The 15,884-nt window shown below is 72.9% G+C and carries 16 protein-coding genes; 5 read left to right on the top strand and 11 right to left on the bottom strand.

Annotation, left to right across the window (positions count from 1 at the left end; all coding sequences use genetic code 11):
- Positions 1 to 35 precede the first annotated feature (35 nt).
- From ACZ7IF_RS04945 to ACZ7IF_RS04920, 6 genes are all read right to left on the bottom strand, one after another.
- On the bottom strand, positions 36 to 476 hold the full coding sequence (locus ACZ7IF_RS04945) for a tyrosinase family oxidase copper chaperone (protein ID WP_470963120.1): 441 nt from the start codon (positions 474 to 476) through the stop codon (positions 36 to 38).
- On the bottom strand, positions 473 to 2,017 hold the full coding sequence (locus ACZ7IF_RS04940) for an FAD/NAD(P)-binding protein (protein ID WP_470963117.1): 1,545 nt from the start codon (positions 2,015 to 2,017) through the stop codon (positions 473 to 475). Before ACZ7IF_RS04940 ends, ACZ7IF_RS04945 begins: the two co-directional genes overlap by 4 nt.
- A gap of 45 nt (positions 2,018 to 2,062) precedes the next feature.
- On the bottom strand, positions 2,063 to 3,064 hold the full coding sequence (locus tag ACZ7IF_RS04935; RefSeq protein WP_470963114.1) for an ABC transporter permease: 1,002 nt from the start codon (positions 3,062 to 3,064) through the stop codon (positions 2,063 to 2,065).
- 50 nt (positions 3,065 to 3,114) lie between these two features.
- The gene (locus ACZ7IF_RS04930; protein ID WP_470963111.1) at positions 3,115 to 3,915 is read right to left on the bottom strand and encodes a class II aldolase/adducin family protein; all 801 of its coding nucleotides are present in this window, start codon (positions 3,913 to 3,915) and stop codon (positions 3,115 to 3,117) included.
- A gap of 328 nt (positions 3,916 to 4,243) precedes the next feature.
- On the bottom strand, positions 4,244 to 4,906 hold the full coding sequence (locus ACZ7IF_RS04925) for a DUF1326 domain-containing protein (protein ID WP_470963108.1): 663 nt from the start codon (positions 4,904 to 4,906) through the stop codon (positions 4,244 to 4,246).
- Between the two features lie 157 nt (positions 4,907 to 5,063).
- A complete protein-coding gene (locus ACZ7IF_RS04920) occupies positions 5,064 to 5,903 on the bottom strand; it encodes a DUF2182 domain-containing protein (protein ID WP_470963105.1) in 840 nt (279 codons plus the stop codon).
- A 230-nt stretch (positions 5,904 to 6,133) separates the two neighbouring features.
- On the opposite strand from ACZ7IF_RS04920, the gene ACZ7IF_RS04915 reads away from it, so the two are divergent.
- The 4 genes from ACZ7IF_RS04915 to ACZ7IF_RS04900 all read left to right on the top strand — a co-directional run bounded on the left by ACZ7IF_RS04915 (position 6,134) and on the right by ACZ7IF_RS04900 (position 9,767).
- Positions 6,134 to 6,343, top strand: a complete 210-nt coding sequence (locus tag ACZ7IF_RS04915; protein ID WP_470963102.1) for a hypothetical protein — start codon at positions 6,134 to 6,136, stop codon at positions 6,341 to 6,343.
- Positions 6,330 to 7,721 (top strand): amidase, encoded by a 1,392-nt coding sequence (locus ACZ7IF_RS04910; protein WP_470963099.1) that lies wholly within the window; start codon positions 6,330 to 6,332, stop codon positions 7,719 to 7,721. The genes ACZ7IF_RS04915 and ACZ7IF_RS04910 overlap by 14 nt, the downstream gene beginning before the upstream one ends.
- A 37-nt stretch (positions 7,722 to 7,758) precedes the next feature.
- Positions 7,759 to 8,310, top strand: a complete 552-nt coding sequence (locus ACZ7IF_RS04905) for a TetR/AcrR family transcriptional regulator (RefSeq protein WP_470963096.1) — start codon at positions 7,759 to 7,761, stop codon at positions 8,308 to 8,310.
- 95 nt (positions 8,311 to 8,405) lie between these two features.
- A complete protein-coding gene (locus tag ACZ7IF_RS04900) occupies positions 8,406 to 9,767 on the top strand; it encodes a phosphatase PAP2 family protein (protein ID WP_470963093.1) in 1,362 nt (453 codons plus the stop codon).
- A gap of 92 nt (positions 9,768 to 9,859) precedes the next feature.
- Here ACZ7IF_RS04900 and ACZ7IF_RS04895 read toward each other — a convergent pair whose 3' ends face one another.
- From ACZ7IF_RS04895 to ACZ7IF_RS04880, 4 genes are all read right to left on the bottom strand, one after another.
- Positions 9,860 to 10,279 carry a TOBE domain-containing protein gene (locus tag ACZ7IF_RS04895; RefSeq protein ID WP_470963090.1) on the bottom strand — a complete coding sequence of 140 codons (420 nt, stop codon included), beginning with the start codon at positions 10,277 to 10,279 and terminating at the stop codon, positions 9,860 to 9,862.
- A gap of 580 nt (positions 10,280 to 10,859) precedes the next feature.
- A complete protein-coding gene (locus ACZ7IF_RS04890) occupies positions 10,860 to 12,332 on the bottom strand; it encodes a sialidase family protein (protein WP_470963087.1) in 1,473 nt (490 codons plus the stop codon).
- Between the two features lie 607 nt (positions 12,333 to 12,939).
- Entirely contained in the window at positions 12,940 to 13,146 is a 207-nt protein-coding gene (locus ACZ7IF_RS04885; RefSeq protein WP_470963084.1) for a hypothetical protein, read from the bottom strand.
- Positions 13,147 to 13,425: 279 nt separating this feature from the next.
- Positions 13,426 to 13,698: a hypothetical protein gene (locus ACZ7IF_RS04880; protein WP_470963081.1), complete on the bottom strand. Its 273-nt coding sequence runs from the start codon at positions 13,696 to 13,698 to the stop codon at positions 13,426 to 13,428.
- 472 nt (positions 13,699 to 14,170) lie between these two features.
- Here ACZ7IF_RS04880 and ACZ7IF_RS04875 point away from each other — a divergent pair, with 472 nt between their 5' ends.
- The gene (locus tag ACZ7IF_RS04875; protein ID WP_470963079.1) at positions 14,171 to 14,377 is read left to right on the top strand and encodes a hypothetical protein; all 207 of its coding nucleotides are present in this window, start codon (positions 14,171 to 14,173) and stop codon (positions 14,375 to 14,377) included.
- Between the two features lie 129 nt (positions 14,378 to 14,506).
- On the opposite strand, the gene ACZ7IF_RS04870 is transcribed toward ACZ7IF_RS04875, so the two are convergent.
- Positions 14,507 to 15,697, bottom strand: coding sequence for an acyl-CoA dehydrogenase family protein (locus ACZ7IF_RS04870; protein WP_470963076.1), 1,191 nt, complete (start codon positions 15,695 to 15,697; stop codon positions 14,507 to 14,509).
- Between the last annotated feature and the right edge of the window lie 187 nt (positions 15,698 to 15,884).

Below are 15,884 nucleotides of genomic sequence, written 5' to 3'. Positions count from 1 at the left end.
GCCTTGTCGACGCCTTTTCGACGCCCTGTAGGAGGTCAGTGGTGGTGCAGCCGGGCCGTCGAGAGCTGGGCGGTGCCGATCTCGTCGACGGCCGCCCGCGCCACCTCCAGCGGCGTGGGGAAGGACTGGTAGTGGTTGACCAGGCTCAGGTAGCTGCCGTCGGCGCGGCGCATGACGTGCAGCGGGCGGCCGTCGATGCTGATCTCGATGCCGGGCCCGGAGGCCGGGGCGGCGGCGCCCCGGGCGGAGGCGTAGCGCACGGCCACGGGGCCTCCCTGGATGCGCCGGCCCCGGTAGACCTCGTCGAAGCCGCCCGGGAGCGGGCCCTGCCCGGCGGAGGCGGTTCCGGTCCCGGCGGGGGCCTCGGGGCGGGCGGGGTCGGCCAGGACGATCGGGGCGACGGCGGCGCTGGTGCCGACGACGACGGCCGTGGTCAGGGCGGCCCTCATCATGTCCCGGCGGGTGATCGTGTTCACGCGGACTGCTCCTGGGGTGCGGTGGCCGGGGCGGTGATGTCCTGGACGACCGCCCGGACTATGTCGTCGGCCCGTTCGAGGACGGAGGGCATGCCGGAGGTGAAGAAGAGCGTCCCGGCGCCCATGTCGCCGATCGCGTGCATCCGGCGGTGGGCCCGGCCGCCGCCCACGGCCCGGCTGGTGGACGGTTCGATGTGCAGGCCGCCGTAGGGGTGGTACTCGCCGATGCCGTCCTCGACGAGGGAGTCGACGAACGGGCGGGCCTGGGCGGGGACCCGGTGGGAGGGCGCGCTGACGGCGTTGACGACGACGTCGCTCTCGTACTCCCCTCCGTCGGCCGCGATGTGGAACCCGGCCCCCGCCAGGGGCTTGACGTTCCACAGGCCGCGCAGGACGCGCAGCCCGCCCGCCTCGTGCAGCTCCAGCAGCTTGCGGGCGTTGGCCGGGGGCATCGGGCAGCACAGGCTCATCACGGCCCGGTAGTGGTGCTCCCGGATGAAGTCCTGGTCGGCGGTGCGCAGCAGGGTCCAGGCGTCGGGGCCGCTCTCGGGGACGGCGTGCTGCATGACCCGCATGCCGGTGTCGGCCTCGTCGATGCGGTCGTACTGGCGGCGCAGCCGCTCCAGGGGGGATTCCCCGCCCAGGGAAGTCAGTTCGGCGACCACCGCCGAGGGGTCGGCGCCGTGCTCGGCCAACTCCCGCTCCAGCAGCTCCAGTACGTCGTCCAGCGCGAGCCGGCCGTCGCGGCCCGCGGCGGCGCGGGCGTGCAGGGCGGCGGGGGTGAAGTGCCTGATCTCGGGGAAGACGGGCCGCTGCCGCACGGCCGGGAGGGCGCCGTTGCGGGAGGCCATGGTGATCCGGCCGCGGTGACCGCGGGCGGCGAGGGAGACCACGGTGTCCACCGCCGCGAGGCCGGTGCCGAGGACGGTGACGTCCGCGTCCGCGGGGATCGCGGCGACCGTGTCGCGCAGCGGGTACGGGTCGCCGAAGTAGCCGGCGTTCCCGGTGAGTTCGTAGTGGTCGGCGGGCCGGCCGGCGCCGACCGCGCAGATCACGTAGTCGAAGGTGTGCGTACGGCCGTCGCGGGTGGTCAGCACCACCTCCTCCCCCGCCTCGCGGGCGGCGACGACGGCGTCGCGGACGATGTCGACGGGCCAGCCGCCGAGGGAGAGTTCGCCGACGGCGTTCTCGGCGGTGCGCTCCAGGTAGCTGCCGAACACCCGGCGCGGCGGGAAGTACCCGTCGGCGGCGTAGTCGCCCTGTCCGTAGGGGAGTTCGGCGTCACGCAGCCAATCGAGGAAGTCGTCTGGGGCGCCGGTCCGGGCGCTCATCTCCGCCGGGATGATGTTGGCGAGGACGGCGTCGGCGTCGTGCTGGTAGGCGCGGCCGCGCCACAGGTTCCCCGAGGGTTCGAAGACGGTGACCGAGCCCCGGCCCCGGCCCTGGGTGCGGGAGAGCCGGTCCAGCAGGCAGACGGCCGCGGCCCCTCCGCCGACCAGGCCGATGCGCGTCGGCGGGCGGTCGTTCGTGTCGGTGGTCATGGTCAGCCTTTCGTGGAGAGGAATCGGCGGGAGGCGCCGGCCCCGTCAGTGCGCGGCGGCGGGCTGCGGCTCGGCGGAGGCGGCCGTGGGGGCGGCGGCGGGACGGCGGCGGGAGCTCGCGTAGAGCAGGCCGAGGCCGATCAGCGCCCAGACGGCGAGCACCAGGACCGGGCCGGCCGCGCCGGCGCCGTCGAAGGGGCCCGCGGTGCGCAGCAGGGTCGCGGCGGCGCCGGCCGGGAGGAACTGGCCGATGGCGCCGAGCGGCTGGGGCAGCATCTCGGGGGCCGAGGCCAGGCCGGAGAGCGGGTTGCCGATGACGAACATCAGGACGGCGCCGACGGCTATGCCGGGCGGGCCGATCAGCGAGCCGAGCCCGGTGATCACGGAGACCATGGCCAGCTCCAGCAGGGCCACGATCCCGGCGTTGACGAAGTAGTTGCCGGGTGCCACCCCGCTGAGGTGCGTCAGCATGAGGGAGCTGAGGAGTCCGGAGGCGACGGCGAAGCCGATGACGCCGAGGAACTTGGCGCCGGCGGCGCGGACCTTGAGGACGAAGAGCAGGGCGGCGATCACGGCGGTGATCAGCAGGGGCAGGAAGCCCGTGGACAGGCCGGCTCCGTGCGGGTCGTCGGCGTCGGCGGGCACCACGTCGGTGACGGGCACCGGGCCGCCGGCGAGCTCCTGCGCCTGCCCGGTCAGCGTCTGGGCGACGGTGGGCGAGGCGGCGGAGGCCAGGCGCAGTTCGAGCCCGCCGGCGGTGGGCAGGAGGGCCCCGTACGCCTTGCGGTCGCGCAGGGCGGCGTCGGCCTCCTCCACTCCGGCGGCGGTCTCGATCGCGTAGGCGCCGGGGGCGGCCTCGCGCAGCCGGTCGGCGAGCTGTTCGGCGCTCCGGGGGGCGCCGGGGGCGGAGACGACGAGCACGGGCAGGTCCCGGGGCGCGGCGTGGGACGCCGACCAGGAGAACCAGCCGCCGATCACGAACTGCACGATCGCGACGATGACGAGGATGGTGCGCGCTTCAGCGCGCGGTGAGGCAGTTGAGCTCATGATTGCTTCCTGGGATCCGGTGCGGCCGGGGGCGTGGGGGCGCGCGGGGCTTACTCGTCGAGCAGGTCCGGCTGTTCGGCCGTGATCTCGTCCCACATGATCTGGAAGCTGTAGCGGCCGAGCTGTTCGTCGCCGAAGCCGTCCCGGGCCAGCAGGGCCTGGTCGTGGGACATCGGGACGGGCCGCCCGGCGGCGAGGGCCAGCAGCTGGACCTGGGCGCAGCTCTCGTAGGTGAAGAACCAGTGGACGGCCTCCTCCAGGGAGCCGCCCACGGTGATCAGGCCGTGGTGGCGCAGCAGCATGGCGCGCTTGGCGCCGAGGCGGTCGGCGATGTCCTGGCCGTGCTCGATCTTGATGGCCGGGCCGTCGTAGTCCCCGTACAGCACCTGGTCCTGGTAGAAGGCGGCGGATTCCTGGTCGTAGGGCTCCAGGAGGCGTTCCAGGGCGCCGAGGGCGCGGGCGTGGACGGTGTGGCCGTGCGCGATGGCGTTGGCCTCGGGGCGCTCGTGGATCTTGGAGTGGATGGTGAAGGCGCTCGGGTTGACCTTGCCGGTGCCGTCGACGACACGGCCGCTGGCGTCGACGCGGATCAGGTCGGCCACGCGGACGCGGTTGAAGGAGACGCCGAACGGGTTGACCCAGAAGGTGTCCAGGTCCTCGGGGTCGCGGACCGAGATGTGGCCGGAGATCCCCTCGGCGTAGCCCGCCTTGCCGAACAGCCGCATGGCGGCGGCCAGTCGCTGCTTGCGGTGGCGGCGCTCGTCGTCGGCGGAGGCGAACACCGGGTCCGCCGGGATCGGCAGGCCGGTGTGGGTGTCGGCGAGGAAGGCTTCGGGTGCGGTGGTGGACACGTCAGGTCTCCTGGAAGGTCGGATTCGGGCCCGCCCGTCCCCTTCTCCCCCGCCCGCGCCAGGGCAGCGCGAAGCCCGCTGCGGGTAGGGAGAGTTACGCCGAAACCCCTGGTCAGTCGGGGTGTTACGGCTGGGAGGGCGTCAGCTCCTGCACCTGAATCCTGTCCCACGGAGGGGTGGTTTTTCGGCCTCCAGCGGCCCCGCGCGGCTTCATAAGCGTGCGTTTCACCTTTGCGCAGCGGGCCTGATTACGGGCATAGCGGCACAGACCGCCCCGCGGCGGGCCCGGCGCTCCCGGCGCGGGCGGGTGTCAGCGGCCCGTCAGGGGTCAGGCCTGTCCGTCGGGTCCGGTCCAGTCGAAGGTGATGTGCTTGCTGGACTGGCCTTCCCTGCTCCAGTGGAAGCCGAAGGCGTCGGCGCGGTCCGCGGTCGAGCGGCCCCAGGTGGCGACCTGCCCCGGCCCGGTCTCGGAGCCGGGCAGGTTCGTCGACTGGACCCTCGCGCCCTCCGGGGTCGTGGGGCCGGTGAGGGCCACCGCGCTGGACTCGACCCGGCCGGGGACGGTGGCCCGCCAGCCGCCGAGGTCCTCGTCGACCTCGATGTGGATGGGGGCGAAGTCCATGCCCCGCATCTCCCCGTTCATCATGGCCACCATCTCGGCCGGCCAGCCGCCCGCCTGTCCCCCGAAGATCATCTGTAGCGCCTGGCGCTGGGCGTCGTCGGCGCGCTCGTCGAGGAAGACCGCCGCGTAGGTGTCGCTGTGCTCCGCCCACACGTTCCCGACGAAGGAAGCGAGCATCAGGACGTTCAGGCCGTCCAGCACCACCTCGCCGTAGCCGCCCTCGCGTATGTGCCAGGCGAGGACCCCGTCGCATTCGCCGTAGGTGGGCCGCTGGGCGAAGGAGCAGGGGCAGGGAACATCGCACCTGCACGTGTCGAACCAGTCCCCGGCCGCGTGCCATGCCGGGACGGTGGCTGTGGTCTCGGACATCTCATCGCCTCCACGTGAACCCGCGCCGCGCGGCGGGACGCAACATGGCCGGTACTGCCCCGGCGGGCATCGCCGGGGGCGTTCGGCGGCGCGGGTCATCAGCTCGATTCTCCTCCCCCCGCCGCGCCGGCGAAAGCGGTCACCCCCGGGGCGGCGCTCACCCCGCCGGGCCCATGTCCCCCATCGGGTCCATGTCCCCCATCGGCGCGTCCCGCAGGCCCGGGAGCAGCCAGTCCTGGAAGGGGGCGAGGGCCGCGAGGACGAGGAAGGCGATGCCGACGGCCCGGGCCAGCCAGGGGCCCCGGCGCCAGAGCTTCTCCAGGAAGATCACCACGGCCACGGCCGCCATCGCGGCGACGTTCATCACTCCGAGCGGGACCAGCACGATCATCAGGCCCCAGCAGCAGCCGACGCAGTACAGGCCGTGGTGGGCGCCGACCCGCAGGTCCTTGGCCCACGGCCGGTAGCGCGAGTACCGGGCGAGTTGGAACATCGGGTTGCGGCAGTGCCGCAGGCAGACCCGCTTCAGCGGACCGAACTGCTGGAGCCCCGCGAGGAGGAAGGCCCCCGCGCCGATCCAGCGCGCCGCGCCGGGGCTGCCCTCGACCAGGTGTCCGGTCACCGTCAGCACCCCGTAGACCAGCAGCCCGAAGGCGGTCCAGGCCAGCAGGTACCCGCTCACGAATCCGGCGATGCGCAGCACCCGGGCGGGGCCCGCCGAGTGGCGGCCGATCCCGCGGACCCAGGTGATGGCCACGGGCGCCACCGAGGGCAGCATCATCGCCGCCATCATGACCACCCACAGCGCCAGGAAGAGCGGTGGCGCCAGGCCCATGGTGCCGGGCTCCATCGCCATCCGCCGGGACTGGCCGACGGTGACCGCCCAGGCGAGTACGGCGATCAGCACCATCAGCGTCCAGCCCGCCGCCAGCTCGCGCCGGGGCAGCAGGACTCCGGGCCGGGCCGGCGCCGGGGCGGCGGGGCGGCGGTGCGACATGGTGCGCCTCCCGGGGGAACGGTTGCCCGAGGACCCCTCCAGCTCAGCACGGAAACGGCGGCCCGGCGATCCCGGATCCCGAATCAGGCTCCCCCTTAAGGCAATTGCTTTGCTTTAAGGGCCCGCAACCCCTATGGTCGACTAACGCAAACGGTTGGCTTTTGCGGTTCGCGAGTCGCGGTGGAACAGCCCTCCGCCGTGCCGCGCCGGTCCGACGAGGAGAGAACCCCGTGCCCGCTCCCGAACTCACGCCCTCGGAGGCGGCCCGGTGGGCCGCCCTCGCCGGGCTGCCGCTGCCCGATGACCGCCACGCGAGCGTGGCGGCGATCGCCGAGCACATACGCTCCGTCGTCTCCGTCCTGCGGGAGCTCGACTTCGGCGACACGCCTCCGGCCGCCGCCTACCGTGCCGGGGAGGACGACCGCGATGCTTCCGTATGAGCTCACGCTGACCGCCGCCGCCCGCGAGCTGCGGGCCCGGCGCCTGTCCCCCGCCGAGCTGGTGGACTCCGTACTGGAGCGGATCGAGCGGACGCAGCCGCGCCTGGGGGCCTACGCGACGGTGACGGCCGACCGTGCGCGGCGGGCCGCCCGCCGGGCCGGACTGGACATCGCGGCGGGCCGGCGTACGGGCCCGCTGCAGGGGATCCCGATGGGCCTCAAGGACCTGATCGACACGGCCGGCGTACCGAACACCGCCGGCTCGCGGGTACGCGCCGGCCACCTGGCGGAGGCCGACAGCACGGTCTCCGCCCGGCTGGGCGCGGCGGGTGCGGTGCTGGTGGGCCAGACGCACACCCACGAGTTCGCCTACGGCCTGACCACGCCCCGGACGAGGAACGCCTGGGACGCGGAGCGGATCGCGGGCGGGTCCAGCGGCGGCTCGGCCGTGGCCGTGGCGGCCGGGGCGGCGACGTTCGCGCTGGGAACCGACACGGGCGGGTCGATCCGGGTGCCGGCGGCCCTCAACGGAGTGGTCGGCCTCAAACCCACCTACGGCCTGGTCCCCCGACACGGCGTGACGGCCCTGTCGTGGTCCCTGGACCACGTCGGGCCCATCACCAGGACGGTGGAGGACGCGGCGCACGTGCTGACGGCCCTCGCCGGGCACGACCGCCGCGACCCCGCGAGCCTGTCCGTGCCGGCCGCCGACTACCGGCCGGGGTCCGCCGAACGCCTGGCCGGGCTGCGCGTCGGCGTGCCGGTCAACTACTACTTCGACCACGTCGACCCCGAGGTCGAGTCGGCGGTCCGGCTGGCCATCGGCCGCCTGGAGTCCCTGGGCGCGGAACTCGTCGGCGTCGGGATCCCGATGACCCGCTACGTCCAGGCGACGCACTGGGGCCTGATGGTGCCCGAGGCGACCGCCTACCACGAGCGGACCCTGCGCACCGCGCCCGAGCTCTACGGGCCGGACGTGCGCGTCCTCCTGGAGGCCGGCGAGCTCCTGTCCGCGGGCGACCACCTGCGGGCCCAGCGGGCCCGCACCCTGATGCGGCGGGCATGGCTGGACCTGCTGGACACCGTCGACGTGATCGCCGCCCCCACCGTGCCGATGACCGCCGCACGGGCGGACCAGTCCTCCGTCACCTGGGCCGACGGCACGGTGGAGACCGTCCCGGACGCCTACGTGCGCCTGTCGTCGCCGGCGAACATCACCGGGGTTCCGTCGCTCACCGTGCCGGTGGGCCACGACCGGGCGGGGCTGCCGATCGGCATGCAGCTCATGGCCCGCCCGCTGGGCGAGGCGGTCCTCCTGCGCACCGGGCACGCCTTCGAGCGTGCCGAACCCCCGCGCGGCCTCGCGCCGGCAGCCTGAGGAACCCGCGCCCCGGCTTCGCACTAAGGTGACGATCATGCCCAGACCCATGGTGCGCCCCGGGGGGCGCAGTGCCCGAGTCCAGCGGGCGGTGCACGCCGCCGTCCAGGAGCTCGAAGCCGAGTCGGGCCGCGACGCGCTCACCGTCCCGCTGATCGCGGCACGTGCCGGGGTGACCCCGTCGACGGTCTACCGCCGCTGGGGCGACCTCCAGGCCCTCCTCTCCGACGTCGCCGTCGCGCACCTGCGGCCCGAGGGCGATCCCGCGGACCTGGGGGACCTGGCGTCCGACCTGAGCGCCTGGGCCGAGCAGTTCGTCGAGGAGATGGCGTCGGAGGTCGGCCGCGCCTACGTCCGCGACGCCCTCGTCGGCGACCCGGAGGGCCGCAACGCGAGCCAGTGCTCGGCGTACGCGGCCGAGGCGGTCGGCGTCATCCTGGGCAGGGCGGCCGCCCGGGGCGAAGCGGCCCCCGGCGTCGAGCGGGTCCTCGACGCCGTCGTGGCGCCCGTCGTGTACCGCGTCCTCTTCCGGCCGGGCGCCCTGGACGGAGCGTACGCACGCCGCCTGGTGGCCGACTGCCTGGGCTGAGGGCAGCGGTCCGCACCCTTCCGGTCGACGCGACCCCCTCAGCTAACATGTTCGAGCCAACACCGACCTGTTGAAATATGAACATCGGCTGAAAATTGATACCTGAGGAACCACGAGCGCTTCCGCGCACGAACAGCGCAATCGCGTCCTGGAACTGGCGCCGGCCACGCGTCCTCCTGTGGGCCGCTGTGAGCGTGACGGGCCTCGGGTTCCTCGTCGCCCTGGAGATCGCCGCGCGCCACTACGGCGTGGCGGGGCCGATCGTCAGCCAGGCGCGGGAGGTGGTCTTCGCCCCCCGGTCGGGGACGGTGCTGTACGCGAGCATGGCGCTGATGATGGTCGTGCTCACCTGGCGGCAGCGGTTCATCGCGCTCGGCGCCGCGATCGGCATCGACCTGGTCCTCTGGCTCGTACGGTCGGCGGCCGGCGCCGAGAACATGGCCGGCAGCGGCGCCCTGTGGGTGACCCTGGGCTGTGCCGTCTTCGCCGTCGTGCGCCGCACCGGAGCGGAGCGCGCCCTGCTCCTGAAGGGCGTCGGCCTGGCCCTGCTGCTGGTCGCCGGCCGCAAGACCGGCTACACCTGGCTGATGATCACGTCGAAGACCCGCCCGATGGTGCTCGACGAGTACGTGGCCGCCGCCGACCGCGCACTGGGCAACCCCTCGTGGGTGGCGGGCCGGATCGTGGAGGCCACCGGCCCGATCGGCCACCACGTCCTCGAATGGGTCTACATCCAGCTCGCGGTGGGCGCGGTCCTCGTCGCCCTGTACCAGCTGCGCAACGTGGCGTCCGAGCGCCGCTTCCCGGCCCACCACCTGGTGCGCACCTTCCTGGTCGTCGGCCTGCTCGGGCCGGGCATCTACATGGTCTTCCCGGTGGTCGGGCCGATCCTCGCCTACGGCGTCGACGGCGGGCAGTGGGCGGTGGCCAACCTGTGGCCGCACACCGCGCCGCCCCTCGGCATCCCGCAGCCGATGCCCTTCGACGAGTTCACCCCGCGCAACTGCATGCCCAGCCTGCACACGGCCTGGGCCACCGCGATCTTCATCCACTCCCGCAAGGGACCCTGGGCCCTGCGCTTCCTCGGCGCGTTCTGGCTGGTCGCCACGCTCGGGGCGACGCTCGGCTTCGGCTACCACTACGGGGCGGACATCGTCTCCGGCGTGGTGTTCACCCTCACGATCGAGGCGGCGCTGCGCGCGCTCGCCCGGGGCTGGGACCGGCGGGCGACCCTGCTCGTCGGCCACGGCACCGCGGTGTTCACCGCGCTCCTGGTGTCGTACCGCTACCTGTCGGTGGAGATGGCCGGACACCCCTGGGTGTTCGGGCCCCTGGTCGTCCTGGCCACGGCCTCGGTCGTCTACGGCTACGTACGGACCACCAGGCTGTGGGACCGGCAGCCGGGGCCGGCCCGGGTGCCGGCCCAGCGGCGCGAACCGGCGCCCGAGCTGGTCTGACGGGAGCTACCGGCTGCCGACGTGGTGTCGCCGGCTCCAAGAAGGACACGGCTCAGGACGTCAGCGCCGGTCAAGGCCGGCCCGAGGGCTGATCAGGCGGCGGCGAGCGAGATCTCGGTGGACTTGATCAGCGCGACGACGGAGCTGCCGGCGGCCAGACCGAGCGCGTCGACGGCGTCCCTGGTGATGGCGGCGGTGAGTTCACCGCCGCCGACGGTGACCTTGACGGATCCCATGGCGCCGCCGGTCGCGACCTCCGTGACGGTGCCCGCGAGCTGGTTGCGGATCGAGATGTTCTCCACCGGGGCGGTGGCGAGGGCCACTTCGGTGGCCTTCACGAGCGCCTTCACCGCGGAGCCCTCGGCGAGGCCGAGGTCCTTGACGGCGTCGGCGGTGATCGCGGCGGTGATGTCCTGACCGCCCGCCAGGCGTACCCGCACCGTGGCCATCGCCTCACCTGTGGCGACAGCCGTGACCGTGCCGGGGATCTGGTTGCGGATGCTCATGCTCATGGGAAAACGCCTCACAGAGGAATCGTCCTGACCCCGTCGGCCTGCTGCGGCCCGGGCTTTCTCCGACACTAGGGCAGGCTGTTCGCCCCCTTGCGCAGGCACATCGCATACGCCAGCCGAGCAGGCCCTTCCGGGTTGCGGATCGTAGCCGCGGCACGTTCACTCCGGGACGGTCTCACCCATTGGAACGCACCTCGCATATGCGCCGACGAAGCGGGCATCCTTGCGTGGATGCCGCTTGATTCCAGGGTGACCTGGCATCAGCCATCGACGGCGCGGCCACCACGGCGGGACTGAGCAGTCGTACGATCCGGCTGTGGGCCGACGAGCCGCCGCCCGCGGACCTCACGGGGATCGAGGGACTGATCGTCCTGGGAAGTGCCGGACCCGGCACGGCGGACGGCGGTCGCGGTGCCCGCGGAACCGGCGTCGCCCTGCTCCGGGACGCTCTCGCCGCCACCGGCCACTTCCTGGCCCGGGCTGTGACCGGGATCGGCAGCCGGCACTGGGCAGCGTCTGCCACCCGCACTGATGCCGGGTAGCGCCGGCAACCGGAGACACGAGATCGGCAAGTCGGTGGTCAGCGGGTGCGGAAACTGCCGGTGTACACGTCCGTACGGTTCTGTGGTGCGTCGGAGTGGGTCTCGGTGAGCACCGCCCGTACTCCCTTGTCGTCCGCCACCAGGCCCTGGTAGTCGCCGAGGAAGTAGCCCCCGGCGAACGGTGCCTGCAGCCAGTCGAAGATCCGCGAGATGCGTCGCTCGGTCCGGCGCCTCGGGTCCCCGTGCGGCAGGGTGGCCAGCTGGTAGGCGGTGGGCAGGGTGGTGGTGTCGCCCGGCTTGAGGAAGCGCAGGTCGTAGTAGGTGAGTGCGACCGTGCCCCGCTCGTCGACCGCGATCGACGGAGAGAAGGCCGGCACGCCCTTCGGGCTGATCAGCTCCGGGGCTCCCCAGGTGCGTCCTCCGTCGGTGGAGCGCACCAGCTGGACGGAGTCGAACCCGCCGCCGGAGAAGTCCGAGCCCTCGTACGCCATGTAGAGGGTGCCCGTCTTCGGGTCGACGGCCGGGCTGGGCAGGGTGGACGCGGCGCGCAGCAGCTTGGTGGGGTCGTTCGGGTCGACCTCCGGTACGGAGGTGTCCTTGGCCACGGTGACCGGGGCGCTCCAGGTCTCTCCGGCGTCGGTCGAGGTGACCATTTCGTAGCGGGCTTCGACGACGGTGCTCAGGTCGTCGGAGTAGGTGATCCGGTCGAAGAAGTCGTACAGGGTGCCGGTGTGCCGGTCGACGACGATCAGATGACCGATGGTCTGGGTGTTGGGCACCGTGCTGGTGTCGACGAACGGCCGGGCCTCGCTCCACGTGCGGCCGCCGTCGCGGGTGAGGGAGATGTAGCCGGGACCGTCGAGGGAACCGGGGCCGGGCGGGTCGTTGTCGAGGCGGTTCCATACCTGGTAGGCGGTGCCCTTGCGGACCGGGTCGGCGGTGAGTGAGGGCTTGTCGTTGAAGAACGGCTGCTCGTCGACGTGCGTGGTGGTGAGGTTCTGCCAAGTGCGGCCGCCGTCGCGGGAGGTGACGGTCAGGAGGCCGGTGCGCGTGCTCTTGGTGAAGTCGACGCCCTCGCCGCTCGCGTAGACGGTGCCGTCCGGTCCGGTGCTCACCCAGGGGTCGGTGGCCCGTTCGAAGTCCGCTCCGCCCGGGGCGCAGAGGCTGAACGGCAGCGTGCTCCGGTGGAAGGTGTGGCCGTCCGTGGTCCAGCCGGCCACCAGGCCGCGGGCACCGCCGTCGTTCCAGCGGTCCTGCTGGAACACGGTGACCACGCGCTTGGGGTCGCGCGGATCGACGGACAGGTACGGCTCGACCTCGGTGGCCGGGTAGACGATGCTGTCGGGGGATCTCGCTCCGATGGTGCACTTCGCGTACGGGTCGCCGTGGGACACCTTGACCAGTGGTGTGCCGTCGGGGTTCCGGTCTGCCGCGGCGGGAGTCGCGCCGGTGACCGTGACGAGCAGGAGCGCGGCGGTGGTGACGGCGGTGAGGGGCAGGAAGACGCGCATCCGGGATCTCCTCCGGGCCTGTCGGCTGGGGCACAGGACCGCCGTCATCGGGGCGGCCCGGGGCACGGAGGCGTACCGGAACGCGAGGGTGGGGCGACTCCGCTTGGTCGTCTTCGGCGTTGCGGCCGGTGCCCTTGATGGGCCGAACGACGGAGTCGTTACCGGAGTCGTCCCCGGGGTCGTCGAGGAGCACGACGGAGCCGACCGGCGGGTGCACCGTGCCGGTCGGCTCTTCGGCCGTGCTGTTACGGCGCCGTCTCCTGGGTCCCCGGAGAGGGCCGTGGGCCGCGTGCCGGTTGGCGATGCCGGCGGGTCGGCTCGTTCTTCTGCGTCTGTTCGAGACCTGCCGAGCGTCAACAACGCTCGTGGTCAGTACAGCTGGAAATCCGAAGTCGATACGGCTGGGAAATGCGATCGACCTCGTCGGTCACCGCATGACGCCATGGCCGAGGCCGTTCAGGACGGCGCGGACCGTCTCGAAGCGGTGGTGTCCTCGGCTTCGAGACGGTCCGCGTCCACCATCGCGAGTGCCACCGGGGGCCGTCACCCCGTAGGCACCGCGCCGGGTGCACCGGCCGGAGTGGTTACCCAGCCGTGGGCCGAACGGTCAGGTGATCGTCTGCGTGGTCCCGTCAGGCAGCTCGCAGGTGTAACCGGCGTAGGGGCGTGCGACGATCTGTCCGCCGGCGGCCGTGCAGTCGTCTCTGGAGATGTTCGGAGACGAGGCGGCACCGGCACTGACAGCGCCGACGGCGCTCACGCCGGCAAGGGTTGCCGCGGCCAGGGCGAGGCCCAGGATCCTTCGTACGCGCATGACTTCCTCCTCCTCTCAGGCGCCTTCGTTCGGCCTTCGGGAAGGACAAGTCTCAAGACGACGGCGCCCTCTTGCTCAGCATGGGCGCTCCGGACGGGGCCCGCGAGGCGAGGCTGGGCGCCGCGCCCGGGCGGTGACCGCCCGGCCCCGGAGGGGCATGACGTCACGACCTCGACGCCCCGCATCGGTACGCCGCGTGCGCGTCGGCGGAAGCGGGGCGACATCGATGTCCTCGGCGTCGGGACCGCCCACCGGCGGGCGGCTGCCGCGCACGGCCCCCTAACGCGGTTCGTGGGCCGCCGCCCGGCAGGCGCCGGTCGCGGCGCCGCCCGCCACTCCGGCCCCGGTCAGCCCGGTCACGCAACCCTGCAGGTCTCCGACCACGCCACGGCTGCAGGCCGCCGTGACGGAGTCGGAATCGGTGGCACCGGCCAGTTCGGCCATCTGTGTGCAGGCGGGGATGTCCGCCCGGGCCACGGGAGCGGCGACCGCGCCGCCGAGGATGAGGATCAGGCCGGTGAGGGCACCGGCGATACGGGGCGACGTGCGCATGGGACGCACCTGCCTTCCGGGTTGGTCGCGCGGTCCTGGCCCCGGCGGCCGGATCCACGCGGTAAGGCCGGCCGGCGACGTCGGTGAGTGGTGCTCCCGGCCGGCGGGCTCACGGACTGACCGCACGGTTCTGCGTCGCATCCGTTGAGCCGCACCGGGACGTGGTCGCCAGGCCGAAGGAGAGGGCCCGTGGGCCGGATGAGAGCACTCGGACCTCCACTCGCGGCCCTCACTCCAGCGTCGCATCCTCTCCCCCCTCCCGTCCTGGGCACCGGGGGCGGCCTCGCTGAGTGACTGCGACTGCGCGAGGCGCGGCAGCCTGCCCGTGCGGCCGACCAGGCGGATCGGGCGGATCGGGCGGCCCAGCGTCCGGCCCGGTCTGTCCCCCGCACGGCCCGACATGACGTGCCGCCCATATGGGTGAGAAGCTGAACAGTGCCCCGACAGAGGCAATCCGTGAAAGGGGAACCGCATGCGCATTCGACGAATCTTCGCCGCCGTCATCGCCACGGCAGCCCTCGCCGGACTCGGTCTCACAGGCGCCGCCACCGCCACCGCACAGAGTGCCCCATCCGTCGTCACCCCTTCTGAGTGCAGGCAGGGCGGCGGAACACCCGCGATCAATGACGCGGGCAACTACTGCAAGGGCGGTATGTACGACGGGGAGCAGGTCGACTGACCCCACAAGGCGCCCCGCAGCCACGCGCTGCGGGGCGCTCCGGCGCGGGCGCGGCCGGGAGAGTCGCAGGGACTGCGCCGGCCCGCCTGGCGAACTCGGCGCCAGCCGAGGATCCTCGTCACAAAGACCTCAGCGGCGGACCCTCGGCATCCCCAGGCCGATCCAGGAGATGATCTCGCGCTGGATCTCGTTGTTGCCTCCGCCGAAGGTGAAGATCACCGCGCTGCGGTAGCCGCGTTCCAGCTCGCCGTGCAGGACCGCGCCCGCCGAGCCGTCCTTGAGGGAACCGGCCGCGCCGGCCACCTCCATCAGCCAGGCGTACGCGTCCCTGCGCGCCTCCGAGCCGTACACCTTGACGGCGGACGCGTCCTGCGGGGTGAGGGTGCCCGACTGGACGGCGTTGACCATCTGCCAGTTGAGCAGTTTCATGGCGTCGAGGCGGGCGTGGGTGCGGGCGAGGCGGCCGCGCACCCAGGACAGGTCGATGACGCGGCGCCCGTCGGCGAGCTTCGTCGCGGCGGCCCAGCGCTGTACGTCGTGCAGGGCGCGGATGGCCATGGTGCCGTGGGCCGCGAGGGTGACGCGCTCGTGGTTGAGCTGGTTGGTGATCAGGCGCCAGCCCTTGTTCTCCTGCCCGACGCGGCGGCTCGCGGGGACGCGGATGTCCTCGTAGTAGCTGGCGGTCGTGTCGTGCGAGGCGAGGGTGTTGATCAGGGTGCAGGAGTAGCCGGGGTCGGAGGTCGGCACGAGCAGCATGGTGATGCCCTTGTGCGCGGGGGCGTCGGGGTCGGTGCGGACGGCGAGCCAGACCCAGTCGGCGGTGTCGCCGTTGGTGGTCCAGATCTTCTGGCCGTTGACCACGTAGGTGCCGGTCTCCTCGTCGCCCTCGCGGACGGCCTTGCACTTGAGGGCGGCCAGGTCGGTGCCGGCGTCGGGCTCGCTGTAGCCGATGGCGAAGTCGATCTCCCCGGAGAGGATCCTGGGGAGGAAGTACGCCTTCTGCTCGTCCGTGCCGAACTGCATGATGGTCGGTCCGACGGTGTTCAGCGCCATCAGCGGCAGCGGGACGACGGCCTGCGCGGCCTCGTCGAAGAAGATGAACTGGTCCATGGCCGACATGCCGCGGCCGCCGTACTCCTTCGGCCAGCCCACGCCGAGCCAGCCGTCCGCGCCGAGGCGGCGGATGGTCTCGCGGTAGAAGCGCTTCTGCGCGGCGGGGTCCTCGTAGCGGGCGTAGACGTCCTCCGGCACGAGCTCGGCGAAGTAGGCGCGCAGTTCGGCGCGCAACTGCTGCTGCTCAGGCGTGTATTCGAGGTGCACGGCCCCTCCGGAGGTCTGGCGGCACTGCCGGTCGCTGTGGTGGCGGCGGTCAGAGTAGAACCCGTTCCAGGAATTGGGAAGGGCCGGGAGTTCCGTGCGGAACTCCCGGCCCTTGGGGTGCCGTCAGGTCAGGACCGGCGGCACTGTCCGGTGCGGGGGCCGGTGCCGGTGGTGCCGGCCACGAGGA

The sequence above is a fragment of the Streptomyces sp. NPDC037421 genome, from assembly GCF_055602105.1.
Note: the sequence above shows the minus strand (reverse complement) of the source record. Positions and strands in the feature narration are given on the sequence as shown.